This window comes from Brevibacterium sp. VCM10 (assembly GCF_000583215.1).
In the GTDB taxonomy this organism is placed as follows: Bacteria; Actinomycetota; Actinomycetes; order Actinomycetales; family Brevibacteriaceae; genus Brevibacterium; species Brevibacterium linens.
In genome coordinates this window covers 69,150-88,999 of sequence record NZ_JAJB01000023.1, presented here as the reverse complement: position 1 = coordinate 88,999, position 19,850 = coordinate 69,150, and the positions used below count along the sequence as shown (strand labels likewise).

Sequence of the window (19,850 nt, the reverse complement as noted above, 5' to 3'; positions counted from 1 at the left end):
TATCGTCGGGTCCGGAGGCGTTGACAAGACTCCTGTGAGTGCCTGTGGACAGGTGCTGACTCGAACGTCAGGAGCTGTGGACGAGTCTACCCGCCCCCGTCGAGTACCGCGGCCTCAGTCGAGTTCCGCGGCGGTCTGGGCGAGCTGATCGCGCCAGGCGCGGCGGGCGTCAAGAGCTTCCTGTGCCTCCGCGACGGCCTTCTCATCGCCGCCGGACTTCGCGGTCTCGAGTTTCTTCTCGAGGTCGACGATCGACTCGTCGAGCTGACTCAGCGCACCCGAGGTGCGGGCCTTCGTCTCCGGGTTGCTGCGCTGCCACGCGGCTTCCTCGGCGTCGGCGAGTGCACGTTCGACATCGCGCAGTCCGTTCTCCATCCGTGAGATATCGGCGCGAGGCACCTTTCCGGCGTCCTCCCACTGGTCCTGGATGGTGCGCAGCTCGCGCTTGGCCGCTACCGGGTCGGTGATCGGCAGCAGCGCCTGAGCCTTCTTCAGCAGCTCTTCCTTGACGACGAGGTTGCCCTTGAACTCCTCGTCCAGAGCGGCGTTCTCCGCATCACGGGCGGAGAAGAACACGTCCTGTGCCGCCCGGAACCGAGCCCACAGAGCGTCATCGTCCTTCCGTGACGCACGCGGGGCGCGCTTCCATTGGCTCATCAGGTCCTTGTACTTCTGGGACACGGTGCGGAAATCGGTCGAGGCCGACAGCGACTCAGCCTCGGCGACGATCTTCTCCTTGATCCGCTTGCCTTCGGCATTGACCTTGTCGAGTTCGGCGAAGAACTCCTTGCGCTTGTGTTCGAAGGTGTTCCGGGCCTGTGAGAACCGGCCCCAGAGCTCCTGGTCGACGGCACGCGGCAGACGCGGTCCGCTGCGCTGCATGTCCTTCCACTGTGCGAAGAGCTCACGCAGGCGAGCACCCGAGTGCTTCCACTGGATCTTCGACGGATCCTGCTTGGCCAGGGTCTCGGCCTCCACGACGAGAGCCTCACGGTCCTCGGCGGCTGCCAGCTTCGCTGCCTGGGCCCGGGCAGCCTGCCGGGACTCCGTGGCCTCGGCATCGGAGATGAGGGTATCGAGCGTGGCGCTGAGCCCCTTGAGATCACCGACGACGTTGGCCTCGGGAAGCGATTCCTGCAGCGCCTTCGCCGCCGAGACCACCTCACGGCCGGGCGCGCCCGCAGACAGACGGTTGCGCAGCAGGACCGCGTTCTCGGCGAGTTCGACGTACTTCTTCGCGAAGTACTCGAGCGCCTCGTCGGGGGTGGCGTCCGGATACTGACCGACGGCCCGTTCGCCTGCTGGGGTGGTGACGAACACATTGCCGTCCGCATCGGCACGACCATGGCTCACCGCGCGAGCCACCTCGGCGTCGTGGTCGATATGGCTGGCATTGACCACCTGTGCCGCCTGCGGACGCGGCAGCGACGACGGACGGGGGGTCGGCTTCGGTGTCGGGGTCGACATGGTTCTCACCTTGTTTCCATCGGTCGAACCGGCAGGTCATTCCACCCGCCGATCACTCGATTGTGGGATAGACGTTATCCCAGCATAACCATCGGCGAGCGTGTAGATAGACTTTGCACATGGATGTGTTCTCGACCAACGCCGAATTCCTCGACGTCAACTGCTATGCCGTGCGCGCAGACGGACGCACCGACTGCATTCTCATCGACTCCGGATACGACTGTGCCCCCGGCCTCGAGAAGCTGCTGAGCGAGGAAGGGTTGGAACCGCGGGCCATCTTCCTCACCCACGGCCACCCCGACCATATTCTGGGCCTGACCAATGTGCTCGCGCGCTGGGACGTGCCCGTCCACCTCGGCGCCGCCGACCGCTACCGTCTGGACTCCCCGGCGACGACGCTCAACCCGCAGTTCGCGGCGATGCTGGCCCCGCTCGTTCAGGACTGGAACGCGCCCGAAGCCGTCGACATCACCGATGGGCAGAGTGTCGAGATCGCGGGACTGACCATCACTGCGGTCGCCGCACCCGGGCATACGGAAGGGTCCATGCTGCTGCGCGTCGCCGACGGCGAAGACGAGGTCGTCTTCACCGGTGACGTCGTCTTCGCCGGGGCCATCGGCCGCGTCGATCTGCCCGGGGGAGACCCGCAGGCCATGCAGGAGTCGCTGCGGACATTCGCCGCACTCCCGGACGTGCCGATCTATCCTGGACACGGCCCGGCGTCCCGCGTGAGCACAGAACTCGCGACGAACCCGTTCTTCTGAACGCATCACAAACCACCACACCGAAAGCAAGGAGCACCATGGCGAAGTCAGCCCGTCTGTCCGGATTCCCGGAACGACTCCCGGCCGAACGCGTGATCGAGAAGGCCATCATCGACACGCTCGAACACACCTTCGCCCTGCACGGGTTCTCCGCCCTCAACCACCGCGCCGTCGAACCGATCAGCCAACTGGCCAAGGACGGAGAGATCGACAAGGAGATCTTCGCCGTCTCCCGCCTCCACTCCGAGGGTGCCGAACGCAACCCGCTCGGACTCCACTTCGACCTCACGGTGCCACTGGCCCGCTATATCGCCGACAACGCGAACGACCTGAGCTTCCCGTTCAAGGCCGCCCGCGTCCAGCCCGTCTGGCGCGGCGAACGCCCACAGGCGGGCCGCTACCGGGAGTTCATCCAGGCCGATATCGATGTCATCGCCGATTCCGAGCTGCCCGGACACTTCGAGGTCGAAATCCCCCTGGCAGTGGCCGATGCGTTCTCCCGGCTCGCCCCGCTCGGCGTGCCCGGAATCAAGATCGTCGTCAATGACCGCAGGCTGCTCGAAGGCTTCGCTCGCGGAATCGGACTGACGAACATCCAAGCCGTGCTGCGCTGCCTCGACAAATACGACAAGATCGGTCCCGACGAAGTGGCGAAGCTGCTGGCTGCCGAAGCGGGCGCCGATGAGGAGCAGCAGCGCCTGTGCTTGGAGCTGGCCGCCATCGAATCCGACTCCCCGGACTTCGCCGATGAGGTGCGCGCGCTCGGCGTCGACCACCCGCTGCTGGAGACCGGACTCGAATCGCTGACGACGCTGCTGGCAGCCGCCGCCGTTCGCGCACCCGGAGTCGTCGTCGCCCAGCTCAAGATCGCCCGCGGCCTCGACTACTACACGGGAGCGGTCTATGAGACCCAGCTGATCGGTCACGAAGAGCTCGGCTCCGTGTCCTCCGGCGGTCGCTACGATTCGCTCGTGACCGTGGGCAAGAAGAACTATCCCGGGGTGGGCATGTCCATCGGCGTCTCCCGCCTCATGGCGTTCATCCTCGGCGAGGAATCCGCCGTCCATGCCACCCGCGGCACCCCCTCGGCCGTCGTCATCGCCGTCACCGAGGAGGCCCGACGCGGCGAGGCCGACGCTGTGGCCGCGCAGCTGCGGTCCCGGGACATCCCGTGCGAGGTCTCGCCGAGCGCGGCGAAATTCGGCAAGCAGATCCGCTATGCCGAACGTCGCGAGATTCCATTCGTCTGGTTCACCGACGGCGAGTCCGGCCACGAGGTCAAGGACATCCGTTCGGGGGAGCAGGCCACGGCGGATCCGGGCACGTGGACTCCGGCGGACGACGACCTCTGGCCCCGCGTGTACCGGAGCTGAGCGCAGGGCGACTATCATTGATCAGGCGCTAGACCACAACATCACAAAGGAGCCCTAGGTGCTGCGAAGCCACGAAGCCGGAAGCCTGCGAGCCGCGAACGCAGGAGAAACCGTCACCCTCACCGGGTGGGTCGATCGTCGTCGCGATCACGGAGGTGTCGCCTTCATCGATCTGCGTGACGCTTCGGGAATCGTGCAGGTCGTCGTCCGTGAGGACGATGCCCACCAGCTGCGCAACGAAACCGTCGTCAAGGCCACCGGAACCGTGTCGGTCCGCCCCGACGGCAACACGAACCCGAACCTGCCCACCGGTGAGATCGAGGTCATCGACACCACCGTCGAGGTGCTCTCCGAAGCAGCGGCCCTGCCGTTCCAGGTCTCCGACCATGCCGAGGACTCCGGTGCTGTGGGTGAGGAGACCCGTCTGCGCTACCGGTACCTCGACCTGCGCCGTTCGGGCCCGGCCAAGACGATCCGTCTGCGCTCCGATGTCAACAGGGCCGCACGGTCGGTCCTCGACGCCCACAGCTTCGTCGAGGTCGAGACTCCGACCCTGACGAAGTCGACTCCGGAAGGCGCCCGCGACTTCCTCGTCCCGGCTCGGCTCAAGCCCGGTTCCTGGTACGCCCTGCCGCAGTCCCCGCAGCTGTTCAAGCAGCTGCTCCAGGTCGCCGGCATGGAACGCTACTACCAGATCGCCCGCTGCTACCGCGACGAGGACTTCCGCGCCGACCGACAGCCCGAGTTCACCCAGCTCGACATCGAAGCCTCCTTCGTCGAGCAGGAGGACATCATCGCGCTGGCCGAAGAGATCCTCACAGCACTGTGGAAGCTCATCGGCCACGACATCACCACGCCGATCCCGCACATCACCTACCACGAGGCGATGGAGCGCTACGGTTCGGACAAGCCGGACCTGCGTTTCGGTCTCGAACTGCACAACCTCACCGAGTTCTTCGCGAACACCCCGTTCCGCGTCTTCCAGTCGCCGTATGTCGGCTCCGTCGTCTATCCGGGCGGCGGCTCCCTGCCGCGCCGTCAGCTCGACGGCTGGCAGGACTGGGCCAAGCAGCGCGGGGCGAAGGGCCTGGCCTATGTGCTCATCGGCGAAGACGGCACCCTGTCGGGTCCGGTGGCCAAGAACATCTCCGATGAGGAGAAGGCGGGACTCGCCGAGGCGGCCGGTGCGCAGCCGGGCGATGCGATCTTCTTCGCCGCCGGTGAGGCGAACTCCTCCCGTGCCCTGCTCGGTGCCGCCCGCAACGAGATCGCCGAGCGCACGGGTCTGATCAAGGACGGCGACTGGGCCTTCGTGTGGGTCGTCGACGCACCCCTGTTCGAATCGGCCGCCGAGGCGCAGGCCGCCGGAGACGTCGCCGTCGGCGGCGGACAGTGGACCGCCGTCCACCACGCCTTCACCGCACCGAAGCCCGAGTTCCTCGACACGCTCGAAGAGGACCCGGGCGCGGCGCTGGCCTACGCCTACGACATCGTCTGCAACGGCAACGAGATCGGCGGCGGCTCGATCCGCATCCACCGCAAGGACGTCCAGGAACGCGTCTTCTCGATCATGGGCATCTCCGCCGAAGAGGCCGAGGAGAAGTTCGGCTTCCTCCTCGAAGCCTTCAAGTTCGGCGCACCCCCGCACGGCGGCATCGCCTTCGGCTGGGACCGCATCGTGTCCCTGCTGGCCGGCGTCGACTCTATCCGTGAAGTCATCGCCTTCCCGAAGTCCGGCGGCGGATTCGATCCGCTCACCCAGGCACCGGCCCCGATCACCGACGCCCAGCGTGCCGAGGCCGGAGTCGACTTCGAACCGGAAGACGACGACGCCGAGGCCTGATGAGCCAAGAACCCAATCTGTTCTCCGGCGGCCCGGACCAGGATTCGCCTGGTCCGGGCTTCGCCGGTTCCTCCGGGACCTCCTCGGGGCGGGCCTTGGATCCGTTGGCCGTGCGGATGCGTCCGCGGACACTGGCCGAAGTCGTCGGTCAGGAGCATCTGACCTTCCCCGGTTCCCCGCTCAACCAACTCGTCGAAGCCAGCGGGGGAGACCGGGCGGGAGCCTCCTCGGTGATCCTGTGGGGTCCGCCCGGAGTCGGGAAGACCACGCTGGCCCATGTCATCTCCCACGCCCCGGGCCGCACCTTCGTCGAACTCTCCGCGATCACCGCGGGCGTCAAGGACGTGCGCCAGGTGATCGAGAACGCCCGCCGCGAGCGGGAGATGTACTCACGGACCACCGTCCTCTTCCTCGACGAGATCCACCGGTTCTCGAAAGCCCAGCAGGATGCCCTGCTGCCGGCGGTGGAGAACCGGCTCGTCGTGCTCGTGGCCGCCACCACGGAGAACCCGTCGTTCTCCGTCATCTCACCTCTGCTGTCGCGGTCGCTCATGCTCACCCTGCGTCCGCTCGACGACGAGGCGGTCGGCAATCTGCTCGATCGTGCCGTCGAATCCGATCGTGGGCTGGCCGGACAGTTCACCCTCACCGAGGAGGCCCGGAACTTCATCGTCCGCATCGCCGGAGCCGACGCCCGGCGGTCACTGACCGTCCTCGAAGCCGCCGCCGGAATCGCCGCCGCGCAGTCGGAGGAGTCGGGCGACGAACCGATCTCGATCACCGAATCCGCCTGCGCGGAGGCGAGCAGCGAAACCGTTCTGCGCTATGACAGGAACGGCGACCAGCACTACGACGTGGTCTCCGCGTTCATCAAATCCATCCGCGGCTCCGACGTCGACGCGGCCCTGCACTATCTCGCGCGGATGATCGTCGCCGGTGAGGACCCGCGCTTCATCGCCCGCCGTGTCGTCATCTCCGCTGCCGAGGACATCGGCATGGCCGACCCGCAGGCGCTGCCCATCGCCGTGGCCGCCTCGACCGCGGTTGCCAACATCGGCATGCCCGAAGGACGGATTCCCCTCGCCGAGGCGGTCACCTATTTGGCCCTGGCACCGAAATCGAACGCCAGCTACCGGGCCCTGGACGCCGCGATCGCCGATGTGAAGAACGGACTCGCCGGACAGGTGCCGATGCATCTGCGCGATGCCCACTACCCGGGGGCGAAAGAACTCGGCCACGGCGAGGGCTACAAATACTCGCACGACTATCCGCACGGGGTCGTCGATCAGGAGTATCTGCCGGAGACCCTGCGCGGAAAGCGCTACTACACTCCGACGGGCAACGGGATGGAACGATCCATGGCCGACAGGCTGGAGAACCTCCGGAGACTCCTGCGGCCCGAGAACTGATCAGCCTACCGGCGGAAGCAGCCCTTTCTGCGCCGCGACAAGACGAGCGATGAGTAGACAGGGATCGACGATCTCACCCTTGTTGACCATCTGGTCGAAATCATCGACCGACACGTCGACGGCACGAACGACTTCCTGCGGATCGCCGGTAGTTTTCGTGCCCAGTTGTGTGCGGGTGCAGAAATAGAGATGGATCGGATAAGCATGTCGGCCGGGGTTCTGGCTGAACGTATAGAGAAAAGTGAGATCGATCGGTCGCAGCCCAAGCTCTTCTTCGTATTCTCGGTTCGCCGCTTCAGCAGGCGCTTCGCCATGTTCGACGCCGCCACCAGGCAGTTCAAAGATCCAGCGATCGAGCGGGTATCGGTATTCCTTCGCAAGACGCATCTCACCGGATTCGGTTATTCCCAGCACCACGACCCCGCAGGGAATAGATTCGTCGACTTCATAGACGATGTTTTCACCGGTCGGGAGCTCGACCTCGTGCTCACTGAGAGTGACGAAACCACGATGTGTTACGCGTCGCGACAGCAAGGTCCAGTGTGGTTCATCCATGGAATGATCCTAGTTCGAAACCTGATGCAGACTTTCCCTTCGGCGCCGCCCTCCCGGAGCTTAGAGCGTGAGGGCTCTCAATCACCATGTTCCGACTTTGCTCGGCGAATGAGCTCAAGGGCCGTGCGCAATGCTTTGACCCTGTTCGTCATCAGTGTCGTTCTTGACTGGCTGAGCGTGGAACCCTGAAGAACAGCTTCGCACTTACCCAGGAGAGAACTCAGTTCGCCTTCTGCTGATTCCAAATCCCCGATGTCCATGCCCGCAATTCTCACACAGCCTCATTAGGACCGGTCAGAAGCCGGGTCTTCCGATCACCCGTTCCCGGCGAGGTTGTATTAGCGATCCAATTCAAGAACGCAGCATGGCCGACAGGCTGGAGAACCTCCGGAGACTCCTGCGGCCCTGATAACTTAGGTGACAGACGCGGTGGCGGGCTGAGCCGTCGCGGGCGGCGCCGAGCGAGGAGGACGGCATGGCGGACATCGTCATCACCATCGCCGCCGCGCTGGCGCTCGGACTGATCGCCCATGAGCTGCGCATCCCTCCGCTCGTGGGATTCCTCGCCGCCGGATTCGGTCTGCACGTCTTCGGCTTCACCGCCTTCGCGGGACTGCAGCAGGTCTCGGACATCGGAGTGGTTCTGCTCCTGTTCACCATCGGACTGAAGTTCGATCTGCGCTCCCTGCTCCAACCCGAAGCCCACGGCACCGCTGCGCTGCACATGATCACTGTGGTCCTCCTCGGCGCTGGGACGATCGGAGCCGCCGCCGCCATCGGCCTCGTCAGCGTCGGCGGGGGAGTCGGCACCTTGGCGCTGCTCGGATTCGCCCTCTCGTTCTCCTCCACGGTGCTCGTGGTCAAAGTGCTCGAAGACCGCTCCGACGACGGGTCCTACTACGGCCAGATCGCCATCGCGATCCTCGTCCTCCAAGACCTCGCGGCGGTCGCCTTCATCTCGATCGCAGGCGAAGAGCCGCCGAGCCTGTGGGCCCTCGCCCTCGTCCTGCTCGTTCCCGCGGTCTGGGTGCTGCGTCGGATCCTCGACCGCGTCGGACGCGGTGAGCTGCTCGTCCTCTTCGGCGTCGTCATGGCCTTGGGGCCCGGCTACGTCGCCTTCGAATCCGTCGGCATCCACGGCGACCTCGGAGCCTTGGTGCTCGGGCTGTTCTTCTCCACCCACCCGCGTGCCGGGGAGTTGTCGAAGTCGCTGTTCAGCGTCAAGGAGCTCTTCCTCGTCGGATTCTTCGTCGTCATCGGGCTCCAGGCGGTGCCCACCTGGTCGGATCTGTTCATGGCGCTGGCCCTGTGCGTCGTCCTGCTGCCATTCAATTTCGCGAGCTTCTACCTCATGGGACGGCTCTTCGGTCTGCGCAACCGCACCAGCGTGCGCACCAGCCTGGCTCTGAGCAACTTCTCCGAGTTCGCACTCATCGTCGTCGCCGTCGGCGTCGACAGCGGGCTCTTCGAAGACAATTGGCTGACCATCATCGCCCTCGCCGTGGCCCTGGGTATGATCGGCTCCTCCCTGGCCAATGCCTACAGCCTTCCGATCGTGGCGAAGCTCGATGCGATCCTGCCGGATGAGAACGAGGCCCGGCTGCGGGCGAGTGACCGGCCGTTGGACACCGGGAACGCGGAAGTCGTCGTCCTCGGCATGGGCCGCATCGGCCGCGGGGCCTACGAGCGCTTCGTCGAACGCGGCGACCGCAGCGTCATCGGCATCGACAACGACCTCACCGTCGTCGAGGCTCTCCGCGCCGACGGGTTCACGGTGCTCGAAGGCGATGCCACCGACCACGAGTTCTGGCACCGCCTCGTCGTCGGCGGCAGCGCACACACCGTCGTTCTGGCCATGGCGCTGCACGATTCGAACACCTTCGCCCTCGAGCAGCTGCGCATCGCCGGGTTCCCCGGGACCATCGCCGCGGTTGTCCAACGCCCCGATCAGGCCGAACATTTCGTTCGTGCCGGGGTCCACGCGGTGATCAACATCTACGGCGGGTCCGGAGCCGCCGTGGCCGATGCCGCCATCGACAGTCACGAAGACGGCTGCCGGCAATGACCGCAGTGAGCACCGACCGCCCGTTCAGCCGGACCAGATCGCAGGAATCAGTCCGATCGTCGGAATCAGTCGGGAAGATTACAGATGTGAGCGCGCCGATCCGCTTTGCGACAGTTGCCCCGCACCCGCTAAGATTGACAGCTGTTGTGCCTGCACCCTAAAGGCGGTCGGTGCGAGCGGATCTCGACGCTCAATCCCTCTTTCCCATCCGGGGAAACAACAGTCGCGTTTCGGGGCGAGAACCCTGCCGGGCCCATCGTGACAGAACACATTGATGAAAGGTAATACAGTGCCAGCACCAGCACGTAATCGTCGCATGACGCGCCTCTCGCGCGCCCTCGGCATTGCTCTGACGCCCAAGGCCGAGAAGTACTTCGAGCGTCGTCCGTACCCTCCAGGTGAGCACGGCCGCGCCCGCCGTCGCAACGACAGCGACTACTCGGTCCGCCTCAAGGAGAAGCAGCGTCTGCGCGCGCAGTACGGCATCCGCGAGGCCCAGATGCTCAAGACCTACAAGGAAGCCAACCGTCTGCCCGGTCTGACCGGTGAGACGATGGTCGAGCTCCTCGAATCGCGTCTCGACGCCCTCGTCCTGCGTTCGGGCTTCGCCCGCACCATGGCCCAGGCCCGTCAGTTCGTCGTCCACCGTCATATCACTGTCGACGGACAGCGCGTGGACCGTCCCTCCTTCCGCGTGAAGGAAGGCCAGACCATCCAGGTGCACGAGCGTTCGGCTTCGATGGATCCGTTCCAGGTCGCCGCCGCCGGTGGTCACAAGGACGTCCTGCCCGCAACGCCGGGCTACCTCAACGTGAACCTCGAGGGCCTGCAGGCAACCCTGCTGCGCAGCCCGAAGCGCGAAGAGGTGCCGATCACCTGTGACGTGCAGCTCGTCGTCGAGTTCTACTCGCGCTGATCTGCTGACCACAGCGCATCGCGCCGCCGCGACTGCCCGGGACCGCACGGTTCCGGGCAGTCGTGCATTCACGGCCCGCCGCGCCCGCTGATTTGGCTGCGGCCCAGTTTGAGGTGAGCAGCCCAGTTTCAAACATGGGCTATTCATTCTCAAATGGGCTATTCAGCCGAAAGGCGCCGAAGCGGAATGAGGGCGGTGCAGTCCGGGGCCGGATTTCACGGCACGCCGCGCCACATCGCATATTGCGATCGACCCATTAAACTAGTCCCTGTTAAGTGCGGATACGCACGAGTAAGTGTCGCGTCGGGCTCATCAGCCGGGCGACGCACAGGCAATATCTGAAAGGCCTTGGATTGAAGACGGCAGAGATCAAACAACGCTGGTTGGACTACTTCGAAGCGAACGGGCACACCGTGGTCCCCTCGGCGTCGGTGATCAGCTCCGATCCGTCCATCCTGTTCAACATCGCAGGCATGGTCCAGTTCATTCCGTACCTGACCGGCCGCGAACCCGCACCGTTCAACCGGGCCACCAGCGTGCAGAAGTGCGTGCGCACCGGAGACATCGAAGAGGTCGGCAAGACGACCCGCCACGGCACCTTCTTCCAGATGAACGGCAACTTCTCCTTCGGCGACTACTTCAAGCGCGATGCCATCAAGTTCGCCTGGGGACTGCTGACGACCCCCGTCGCCGAGGGCGGGCTCGGCTTCGACCCGGAGCTGCTGTGGGCGACGGTGCACGAGGACGATGCAGAGACCATCGACATGTGGCTGGAGGAGACCTCCGTTCCCCGTGAGCGCATCCAGCTGCGCGACAACGAAGACAACTTCTGGCACACCGGCCAGCCCGGCCCCGGAGGCTACTGCTCCGAGATCTACTTCGACCGCGGCCCCGCCTACGGTGTCGACGGCGGACCCGTAGCCGACGAAGACCGCTACATCGAGATCTGGAACCTCGTGTTCATGGAGTTCGAACTCTCCGAGGTCCGTTCGAAGGTCGACTTCGACATCGCCGGCGACCTGCCTGCGAAGAACATCGACACCGGTATGGGACTCGAACGTGTCGCTTTCCTGCTCCAGGGCGTGGAGAACATGTACGAGATCGACGAGGTCTTCCCCGTCATCGAGGCCGCCAGCCGCCTGGCCGGGCGCAGCTACGGCGAGGACGAGCACGCCGATGTGCAGCTGCGCGTCGTCGCCGACCACGTCCGTTCGGCCCTGATCATCATCGGCGACGGAGTCCGTCCCGGCAATGAGGGCCGCGGCTACATCCTCCGCCGGCTGCTGCGCCGCGCCGTGCGCGCCATGCGTCTGCTCGGCGTCAAGGAAGAAGTCCTGCCCGAGCTGCTGCCCGTGTCCATGCAGGCCATGAAGCTGTCCTACCCGGAGCTCGAAACCGACTTCGACCGGATCTCCCGGGTCGCCTTCGCCGAGGAGAAGGCGTTCCTGCGGACCCTCGAATCCGGCACCCAGCTGTTCGCCAATGCCGCACAGTCCCTGGGCGGTGGAGACAAGACCATCAGCGGAGACATCGCCTTCGCCCTTCACGACACCCACGGGTTCCCCATCGACCTCACTCTCGAGATGGCGTCCGAAGCCGGACTGAGCGTCGACGAGGCCGGGTTCCGCGAACTGATGAGTGAGCAGCGCACCCGCGCCAAGGCCGATGCCAAGGCGAAGAAGGGCGGCGGCCACACCGACCTGTCCGCCTATTCGGCACTGCTCGACGAAGGCGCCAGCGAATTCGTCGGCTACGACCGTCTCGAAGCCGACTCCCGTGTGCGCGGCATCGTCGTCGACGGAGTCGCCGCCGAGGTGCTCACCACAGGACAGAGCGGTGACGTCGTCCTCGACCTGACCCCGTTCTACGCCGAATCCGGCGGTCAGCGCGCCGATGTCGGACTCATCTCCGGCCACGGCTTCACCGCCCGGGTCAGCGACGTGCAGAACCCGGTGAAGGGACTGCCGGCTCACCGGGTCGAGGTCATCGACGGAGAACTGCGCGTCGGCGACGAAGTGCTCGCCGCCGTCGACCACGACCACCGCTTCCAAGGTGCCCAGGCCCACACCGCCACTCACCTCGTCCACGCCGCGCTGCGCGAGATCCTCGGCAGCCATGCCGTGCAGGCCGGTTCGCTCAACCAGCCCGGCTACATGCGCTTCGACTACTCGTTCCCCGAAGCCCCGAGCACGCAGATGCGGTCCGAGATCGAAGAGGTGGCGAACCTGGCGGTGCGCTCGAACTACGAAGTCGGCACCGAGTACATGTCCTTCGACGACGCGAAGAAGTCCGGTGCCATGGCGCTCTTCGGCGAGAAGTACCCGAACGTCGTGCGCGTCGTCGACATCGGCGGACCCTTCTCGCGCGAACTCTGCGGCGGCACCCACGTCGGAGCCTCCGCCGAAGTCGGCCCGATCTCCGTGCTCTCCGAAGCCTCCGTCGGCTCGGGAGTCCGACGCATCGAAGCCGCCGTCGGCATGGACGCCTTCCGGTCCCTGGCCGCCGAGAGGACCATCGTGTCCTCCCTGTCGGAGATGCTCAAGGTCCCGGGCACCGATGTCACCTCGCGGGTGTCCGACCTGATGAGCCGGCTCAAGGACGCTGAGAAGGAGATGGCCCGGCTCAACGCCCAACAGCTGCTCGCCTCTTCGGGCAAGTTCCTCGATGAGGCACAGACCGTGGGCCAGACGCTCTTCGTCCAGGCCGAACTCGGCGATATCGCCAATGCCGGAGACATCCGCACACTGGTGACCGACCTGCGCAACCGGGTCGCCGACCGGCAGGCCGTGATCGTCGGCATCGGCGTCAGCAGCGGAAAGCCCGTCGTCGTCATCGCCACCACCGAGGCGGCCCGCACCGCCGGACTGCAGGCCGGCAAGCTCGTGTCTCTGGCCTGCGCTGAACTCGGCGGCGGAGGCGGCGGCAAGCCCGACCTCGCCCAGGGCGGCGGCAGCAACCCCGGGGCGATCCCATCGGCCATCGCGGCGGTCAAGGCAGCCATCCAGTGAGTTTCCGCCGAGGTCGCCGCCTGGGTCTCGACATCGGTTCCGTGCGGATCGGCGTCGCCTCCAGCGACCCCGACGGGATCCTGGCCACCCCGCTGACCGTCGTCCGACGCAGCGACGAACCGGCGGCCCTAAAGCAGCTGCGCGCCATCGTCGACGAATACGAACCCATCGAACTTCTGGTGGGGGACCCGAAATCCCTCGACGGCGCCGCCCGGGCCGCGGCCACCTCGGCGTTGGAGTTCGCCCGTCGGATCGCCGCGGCCACCGGCACCCCGGTCCGGCTCGTCGATGAGCGCTTCACCACGGTCGAAGCCCACCACGCCCTCGCCGCGGCCGGGAAGTCATCACGCCAGCGACGCGAGATCGTCGACGCCCAAGCCGCCGTGATCATCCTCCAGAACGCCCTCGAGTACGAACACAACACCGGTGTTCCCGCCGGCCGTGAGATGCCCGACGAGGAGTACGACGTATGAGCCCCATCACCGAAGAGTTCTCGTCCGACGAAGGACTGACCCGCGCGGAAGTCCGCGCGAAGAAGCGTCGCAGAATGCTGCGTCGGCGGCGGACGACGACGATCGTGATCATCTGCATCCTCGTCTTCGGCATCGGAGGATTCTTCGGTGTGCGCGCGGCCGGGGGAGTCGTCGACGACCTGTTCGGCCCCAAGGGCGACTACGAGGGTCAGGGCACGAACGAGGTCTCGATCGAGATCGCTCCCGGCTCCTCCGCCCGCACCGTGGCCAACCAGCTCGTCGAAGCCGGGGTGATCATGAATTCCAAACCCTTCCTCGACGAGATCGAACGCCGTGAGGCGACCATCCAGGCAGGAACCTGGACGATGCGGGAGAAGATGAGTTCGGAGGCCGCGGTCGAAGCGCTCATCAACCCCATTGCCCCGCCGAAGATCACGGTCGCCGAAGGCAAACAGGTCGAAGAGATCAAGGCGATCATGATCGAGTCGGGGATGGACGCCGATGAGGTCGACAAAGCCATCGACGACAAGACCCCGAAGGACTACGGACTCGATATCGAGGCCCCGAGCCTCGAAGGCTACCTGTACCCGGCGACGTACGACCTCAACAAGCAGAAGACCGCCGAGGACATCGTCCAGGAGATGGTCGACAAGACCGAGACCGAACTCGACGAACTGGGAATCGAGGGCAAGGACGCCAACCGCATCCTCACCCTGGCCAGCCTCGTGGAGAAGGAATCCCCGGGAGATCCCGAGGTGCGATCGAAGGTGGCCAAGACATTCCTCAACCGCATCTCCGAGAAATCGAAGACCGGGGGGCTGCTCCAATCGGACGCGACCGTGGCCTATATCCACGGCGCCCGCTCCGACCTGACAACGACGAAGAAGGAGCGCCAGTCGGACTCGCCGTACAACACGTACAAGAAGAAGGGCCTGCCTCCCGGACCCATCAACTCGCCGAGCCGGGGAGCCGTCGAAGCAGCGCTCGAACCCGCCGACGGCGATTGGCAGTTCTTCGTCGCGACGAATCCGGACACGGGGGAGACGAAGTTCGCCGACAACTACGAGGACCATAAGAAGAACGTCGAGATCTACCGCAAATGGCTGCGCGAGCACAGGAAGGACAACGGATAGCCGGTGAGGATCCTCGCCGCAGTGCTCGGCTCGCCGATCGCACATTCGAAGTCCCCGCTGCTCCACCGTGCCGCCTTCGCGGCGCTGCACATGGAGACCAGCGAATACTCCCGATTCGAACTCGGCTCGGAAGAGCTCGAGGGGTTCCTCGACTCCCATCCCGAGCACATCGGGTTCTCGCTGACGATGCCGTTGAAGGACCGTCTCGTCACACTCGCAGCCGTTCGCGGATGGGACATCGACGAGACGGCCGCACTGACAGCGGCCGGCAACACCCTCATCCGACGCAGCGGTCGGGTGCAGGTGGCCAACACCGACGTACGCGGCATCGTGCGGGCGATCGCCCCACACAGAGAATCGGGACCGGCCGGGGCCGGTGGTGCGGGAGCCGGTCGGGCGACGATCCTCGGCGCCGGAGCCACGGCCGCCTCGGCGCTCGTGGCCTGCCGCGACCTCGGGATCGCACACGTGGACTTCCGCGTCCGCAACCCTGACCGTGCCCGGCGGGTCCTCGATCTGGCCGAACGGATCGGACTGACCGCCTCGGTGGGAGATCTGAGCCGGATCGGTCCCTCGGCGATCGTCATCTCCACCCTGCCCGCCGAGGCGGCCCCCGACCCGATCTGGGACGAATCCTTCGCCCCCGGTGCCATCGCCCTCGACGTCGCCTACGCCGCCGATTCGACCTTCCTCGCCGCGGCCGCCGCGCACGACCTGCGCCCCGTCGCCGGAACCGCCATGCTCGTCGAACAGGCCGTCGCCCAGTTCGAGATGTTCCTCGCCGCGGCCAGGGCCGACGACCCAACCACGACGGAGACCCTGCCGACGTCGACGACCCTGCCGGCAGCAGACGACCTGACCTCGCGGGTCGCGTCGGCCATGTACGCAGCACTCGAGGGCCCACCCGCCCGGGTCCACGACTGAACCGGGTATCGAGATGGGCGCCGGAGTGCTGCACGGGATGACCATCGGTGTCACGGTGCTGACCGCTCTGGGCTGCGGCCTCATCCTTGCCGCAGCCCCGCAGACCTGGCTCAACGACACCGCACACCTGCACCGGTGGCACGCCTCCAAATGGGCTCGAGGGCCCGGACCGCTGGTGGCCGCACTCGTCATCGCCGCAGTCGCCGCCGTCGTCTTCACCCTCACTGTGCTCGCACCACCGGATACCGGGTGGAGCGCATATGCGCCGCTGAGCGGGACGACGTTCACCCCGGCCGAGCCGAACTCGGCCGATCGCATCGTCTCCGCCCTGCTGCTGGGCCTCGTCTCCGGCGCCACACCGTTCCTCGCCACCGCGGATGTCAGCCTACGCAGACTGCCTGATCGGATCGTCATCCCGCTGTCGCTGCTGGCCCTGGGGCTCATCATCACAGGCTCCGTGCTCGGAGACCTGCCGATGTGGTTCTCAGCATTCTTCGCCGGACTCCTCGCCCTCGTCTTCTTCACGGCACTGCACCTGGTGGGGCGTGTGCTGCGGGTTCGGTCGATGGGGCTCGGGGACGTCAAGCTCGCGTTCATCGTCTTCGCCGTGCCCGGTCTCTTCGATCCGTGGGCGCCCGCGCTCGTGCTGGTCGCCATGATGCTCATCAGCGGGATCTGGGCGCTCATCGCTGCGGTCCGAGCCGGTCGGGTTCGCGGGGTGACCATCGCCTTCGGACCGGCGATGCTTTCCGGCATGTGGCTCGGGTGCCTGTTCGCCCCAATACTTTTGTAGAATCGGTGGAATGTTGAGATGGCTGACTGCAGGCGAATCCCACGGCGAAGTGCTGACCGGGATCATTGAAGGGCTTCCCGCCCATGTACCGATCACCAGGGACGATATTCGCGCGAGCTTGGCTCGGCGCCGACTCGGCTATGGCCGCGGTGCCCGGATGAAGTTCGAAGCCGACGAGGTGCGTCTCCTCGGCGGTGTCCGACACGGGCAGACCTTGGGCTCGCCCGTGGCCATCGAGGTCGGCAACACCGAATGGCCGAAATGGGAGTCCGTGATGAGCCCGGACCCCGTCGACGCCTCCGAACTCGAAGGACTGGCCCGCAACGCCCCGCTGACCCGGCCGCGACCGGGGCATGCCGATATCGTCGGGATGCAGAAGTACGGCTTCGATGAGGCTCGCCCCGTGTTGGAACGCGCCTCGGCACGTGAGACCGCGATGCGTGTGGCGCTGGGCACCGTGGCGGCGAACTTCCTCGCCGAACTGGGCATCACCCTCGTCTCCCACACCGTGGCCATCGGCGGTGCCGAACACTCAGCCGATGCCCTGCCCGCACTGCCGACCGCAGCCGATGTCGACGCCCTGGACGCCGATCCGGTCCGCTGCTTCGACGCAGACCTCTCGGCCGCGATGGTCACCGAGATCGACGCGGCGAAGAAGGCCGGGGACACCCTCGGCGGAGTCGTCGAGGTCCTCGCCTACGACCTGCCTCCGGGGCTGGGCTCCCATGTGCATTGGGACCGTCGTCTCGACTCCCGCCTGGCCGGCGCCCTCATGGGCATCCAGGCGATCAAGGGAGTCGAGGTCGGAGACGGATTCCTCACCACGAAGCGTCCCGGCTCGCGAGCCCATGACGAACTGGACGTCGGACCCGACGGATTCCGCCGCACGAGCAACCGCGCCGGCGGCACCGAAGGCGGCATGTCCACGGGCGGACCGCTGCGCGTGCGGGCGGGAATGAAGCCGATCGCGACAGTTCCGCGCGCCCTGGCGACGGTCGACGTCGAGACCGGTGAGGCCGCGAAGGCGAATCATCAGCGCTCCGACGTCTGCGCGGTGCCCGCCTCCGGCGTCGTCGCCGAAGCCATGATGGCCCTCGTGCTCGCTGAGGCGGTCGTCGAGAAGTTCGGCGGAGACTCCGTTGCCGAGACGAAGCGGAACCTGGACGCCTATGTCGCGGCCATTCCGGAGAACCTCCGCATCGGACGATGAACCACCCCCCGCTGCCCAAACCGGTCCCGCCCCTGGAACCGGTCCCCGCCGCGCTCTCGCGCATCGTGCTCTCCGGTCCGCCGGCGGCAGGGAAGTCGACGATCGGTCGGCTGCTCGCAGACCGGCTCGGCCTGCCGCTGACGGACACGGACGCGAACATCGTCGACAAGTACGGGGTCATCTCGGAGATCTTCGTCGAACGCGGCGAAGATCACTTCCGACGCATCGAACGCGAGGTCGTGCGCAGAGCACTGCGTCGTCTGCTCGACCGTCCGGGCATCGTGTCCCTGGGCGGAGGAGCGATCCTCAACCCCGGCACCCGAGCACAGCTGCGACACCCGGCGATCAAAGTCGTGCACATCGATATCGATGTCGACACCGTGGCACAGCGACTGACCGCCCCGCATCGGCCCCTGCTGCGTGGTGCCGGAAGCCCGGTGGAGAACTGGCTGGCCCTGGTCAGCGAACGCGAACCGCTCTACGAGCAGGTCGCGACCTTCCGGGTCCAAGCGTCGAACTCACCGCCGTCGACGGTGGTCAACCGAGTCGTCGACGTTCTCACCGGTCTGCAGCGAGCCGAAGAGTACGCGAAGTACGCCAATTCTGAGGATGACGGCTCCCCGCAGGGGACCTGAGCACGCACCCGGCGGTGAGCGCACCGGCTGCGCGTTTCGCCGTCGGGCACCGGTGAGAGCTAGGCTGGGTTCGGCCGACGGAATCAGTGCCTCGAATCCGAGCCTCCTCGGCGCGGACAAGCCTTGAGAGAAGACGATGAACGATCAGGAAGACGGACGAATGAGCCTCACACGCATCAATGTGGACGCCGGCGGGAACTACCCCGTCCTCGTCGGCCAGGGACTGCTCGGCGAACTGCCCGAGCTGCTCGGCAACCGTGTCGAGAAAGTCCTCGTCATCCACCCCCGCGCCCTGCGGACGACCGGTGAGACCGTCCGCGACGACCTCGCCGCCGCCGGCCTCGAAGCCGTGGCCGCGGAGATCCCCGACGCCGAAGAGGCCAAGCACGTCCAGGTCGCCGCATTCTGCTGGCAGGTCCTCGGCCAGTCCGACTTCACCCGCACCGACGCGATCGTCACCGTCGGCGGGGGAGCGGTGAGCGACCTCGGCGGATTCGTCGCCGCCACCTGGCTGCGCGGAATCACGGTCATCCACATCCCCACCACCGTCCTCGGAATGGTCGATGCCTCCGTCGGCGGCAAGACCGGAATCAACACCGCCGAAGGCAAGAACCTCGTCGGCTCCTTCCACGCACCCTCCGGGGTCCTCGTCGACCTCGACACGCTCGGGACGCTGCCGGAGAACGAACTGTTCACCGGACTCGCCGAAGTGGTCAAGACCGGATTCATCGCCGACCCCGCGATCCTCGACCTCGTGTCGAACCATTCGAAGGACGAGATCGCCGATGTGCACGGACCCGTGCTGCGCGAACTCATCGAACGCTCCATCCGGGTCAAGGCCGAGATCGTCTCCGGAGACTTCAAGGAATCCGGACGCCGGGAGATACTCAACTACGGTCACACCCTCGGCCATGCGATCGAACACAAGGAGCGCTACCAGTGGCGCCACGGTGCCGCCGTGTCGGTGGGCATGGTCTTCGCCGCCGAGGTGGCGTCGATGATCAAGAACCTGCCCTACGAAGTCGTCGACCTCCACCGCGAACTGCTCGGCAAGCTCGGACTGCCCGTGGGGTACCGCTCCGACGTCTGGCCGCAGCTGCTCGAGACGATGAAGAGAGACAAGAAAGCCCGCGGAGCGATGCTGCGGATGGTGCTGCTGAGCGACATCGGCGAACCGAGCACCGTCGAAATCCCCGATGCCTCCATCCTCTTCACCGCCTACCAGGAGATCGGTGAGGATTCGCCGACGGTTCCCCTCGGCATCGGACTCGGCCTCGACTGA

The 19,850-nt window shown here is 66.1% G+C and carries 16 protein-coding genes; 14 read left to right on the top strand and 2 right to left on the bottom strand.

Annotated elements, in window-relative coordinates; all coding sequences use genetic code 11:
• Nucleotides 1–114: 114 nt before the first annotated feature.
• Nucleotides 115–1,467, bottom strand: a complete 1,353-nt coding sequence (locus tag AD89_RS0106775; protein ID WP_025777850.1) for a DUF349 domain-containing protein — start codon at nt 1,465–1,467, stop codon at nt 115–117.
• A gap of 119 nt (nt 1,468–1,586) precedes the next feature.
• Here AD89_RS0106775 and AD89_RS0106770 point away from each other — a divergent pair, with 119 nt between their 5' ends.
• The 4 genes from AD89_RS0106770 to AD89_RS0106755 are packed head-to-tail and all read left to right on the top strand — an operon-like array spanning nt 1,587 to nt 6,856.
• Entirely contained in the window at nt 1,587–2,231 is a 645-nt protein-coding gene (locus AD89_RS0106770; protein WP_025777849.1) for an MBL fold metallo-hydrolase, read from the top strand.
• 38 nt (nt 2,232–2,269) lie between these two features.
• Nucleotides 2,270–3,604, top strand: coding sequence for a histidine--tRNA ligase (gene hisS / locus AD89_RS0106765; protein ID WP_025777848.1), 1,335 nt, complete (start codon nt 2,270–2,272; stop codon nt 3,602–3,604).
• A 58-nt stretch (nt 3,605–3,662) separates the two neighbouring features.
• Nucleotides 3,663–5,447 carry an aspartate--tRNA ligase gene (aspS, locus tag AD89_RS0106760; protein ID WP_025777847.1) on the top strand — a complete coding sequence of 595 codons (1,785 nt, stop codon included), beginning with the start codon at nt 3,663–3,665 and terminating at the stop codon, nt 5,445–5,447.
• Entirely contained in the window at nt 5,447–6,856 is a 1,410-nt protein-coding gene (locus AD89_RS0106755; RefSeq protein ID WP_025777846.1) for a replication-associated recombination protein A, read from the top strand. Before aspS ends, AD89_RS0106755 begins: the two co-directional genes overlap by 1 nt.
• On the opposite strand, the gene AD89_RS19255 is transcribed toward AD89_RS0106755, so the two are convergent.
• Nucleotides 6,857–7,411 (bottom strand): NUDIX hydrolase, encoded by a 555-nt coding sequence (locus AD89_RS19255; protein WP_051505127.1) that lies wholly within the window; start codon nt 7,409–7,411, stop codon nt 6,857–6,859. It lies immediately after the preceding gene.
• 475 nt (nt 7,412–7,886) lie between these two features.
• Here AD89_RS19255 and AD89_RS0106745 point away from each other — a divergent pair, with 475 nt between their 5' ends.
• The 10 genes from AD89_RS0106745 (at nt 7,887) to aroB (ending at nt 19,850) form a co-directional block, all read left to right on the top strand.
• Nucleotides 7,887–9,476, top strand: coding sequence for a cation:proton antiporter family protein (locus tag AD89_RS0106745; protein WP_025777844.1), 1,590 nt, complete (start codon nt 7,887–7,889; stop codon nt 9,474–9,476).
• 274 nt (nt 9,477–9,750) lie between these two features.
• Nucleotides 9,751–10,392, top strand: a complete 642-nt coding sequence (rpsD, locus tag AD89_RS0106740; RefSeq protein ID WP_051505126.1) for a 30S ribosomal protein S4 — start codon at nt 9,751–9,753, stop codon at nt 10,390–10,392.
• A gap of 353 nt (nt 10,393–10,745) precedes the next feature.
• Nucleotides 10,746–13,400 carry an alanine--tRNA ligase gene (gene alaS / locus AD89_RS0106735; protein ID WP_025777842.1) on the top strand — a complete coding sequence of 885 codons (2,655 nt, stop codon included), beginning with the start codon at nt 10,746–10,748 and terminating at the stop codon, nt 13,398–13,400.
• On the top strand, nt 13,397–13,873 hold the full coding sequence (gene ruvX / locus AD89_RS0106730; protein WP_025777841.1) for a Holliday junction resolvase RuvX: 477 nt from the start codon (nt 13,397–13,399) through the stop codon (nt 13,871–13,873). Before alaS ends, ruvX begins: the two co-directional genes overlap by 4 nt.
• On the top strand, nt 13,870–15,006 hold the full coding sequence (gene mltG, locus AD89_RS0106725) for an endolytic transglycosylase MltG (RefSeq protein WP_025777840.1): 1,137 nt from the start codon (nt 13,870–13,872) through the stop codon (nt 15,004–15,006). The genes ruvX and mltG overlap by 4 nt, the downstream gene beginning before the upstream one ends.
• A 3-nt stretch (nt 15,007–15,009) precedes the next feature.
• A complete protein-coding gene (locus AD89_RS18265; RefSeq protein WP_051505124.1) occupies nt 15,010–15,930 on the top strand; it encodes a shikimate dehydrogenase family protein in 921 nt (306 codons plus the stop codon).
• A 13-nt stretch (nt 15,931–15,943) separates the two neighbouring features.
• Nucleotides 15,944–16,723, top strand: a complete 780-nt coding sequence (locus AD89_RS0106715) for a prepilin peptidase (protein WP_025777838.1) — start codon at nt 15,944–15,946, stop codon at nt 16,721–16,723.
• Nucleotides 16,724–16,733: 10 nt separating this feature from the next.
• Entirely contained in the window at nt 16,734–17,933 is a 1,200-nt protein-coding gene (gene aroC, locus AD89_RS0106710) for a chorismate synthase (RefSeq protein WP_025777837.1), read from the top strand.
• On the top strand, nt 17,930–18,568 hold the full coding sequence (locus AD89_RS18260; protein ID WP_025777836.1) for a shikimate kinase: 639 nt from the start codon (nt 17,930–17,932) through the stop codon (nt 18,566–18,568). Before aroC ends, AD89_RS18260 begins: the two co-directional genes overlap by 4 nt.
• 160 nt (nt 18,569–18,728) lie before the next feature.
• Nucleotides 18,729–19,850, top strand: a complete 1,122-nt coding sequence (aroB, locus tag AD89_RS0106700; protein ID WP_025777835.1) for a 3-dehydroquinate synthase — start codon at nt 18,729–18,731, stop codon at nt 19,848–19,850.

Coding starts and splice junctions, on each gene's coding strand:
- aroC (WP_025777837.1), top strand. CDS start 16,734: ATGTTGAGATGGCTGACTGCAGGCGAATCCCACGGCGAAGTGCTGACC.
- AD89_RS0106775 (WP_025777850.1), bottom strand. CDS start 1,467: ATGTCGACCCCGACACCGAAGCCGACCCCCCGTCCGTCGTCGCTGCCG.
- aroB (WP_025777835.1), top strand. CDS start 18,729: ATGAGCCTCACACGCATCAATGTGGACGCCGGCGGGAACTACCCCGTC.
- AD89_RS0106745 (WP_025777844.1), top strand. CDS start 7,887: ATGGCGGACATCGTCATCACCATCGCCGCCGCGCTGGCGCTCGGACTG.
- AD89_RS18260 (WP_025777836.1), top strand. CDS start 17,930: ATGAACCACCCCCCGCTGCCCAAACCGGTCCCGCCCCTGGAACCGGTC.
- AD89_RS0106770 (WP_025777849.1), top strand. CDS start 1,587: ATGGATGTGTTCTCGACCAACGCCGAATTCCTCGACGTCAACTGCTAT.
- AD89_RS19255 (WP_051505127.1), bottom strand. CDS start 7,411: ATGGATGAACCACACTGGACCTTGCTGTCGCGACGCGTAACACATCGT.
- AD89_RS0106715 (WP_025777838.1), top strand. CDS start 15,944: ATGGGCGCCGGAGTGCTGCACGGGATGACCATCGGTGTCACGGTGCTG.
- AD89_RS0106755 (WP_025777846.1), top strand. CDS start 5,447: ATGAGCCAAGAACCCAATCTGTTCTCCGGCGGCCCGGACCAGGATTCG.
- rpsD (WP_051505126.1), top strand. CDS start 9,751: ATGAAAGGTAATACAGTGCCAGCACCAGCACGTAATCGTCGCATGACG.
- mltG (WP_025777840.1), top strand. CDS start 13,870: ATGAGCCCCATCACCGAAGAGTTCTCGTCCGACGAAGGACTGACCCGC.
- hisS (WP_025777848.1), top strand. CDS start 2,270: ATGGCGAAGTCAGCCCGTCTGTCCGGATTCCCGGAACGACTCCCGGCC.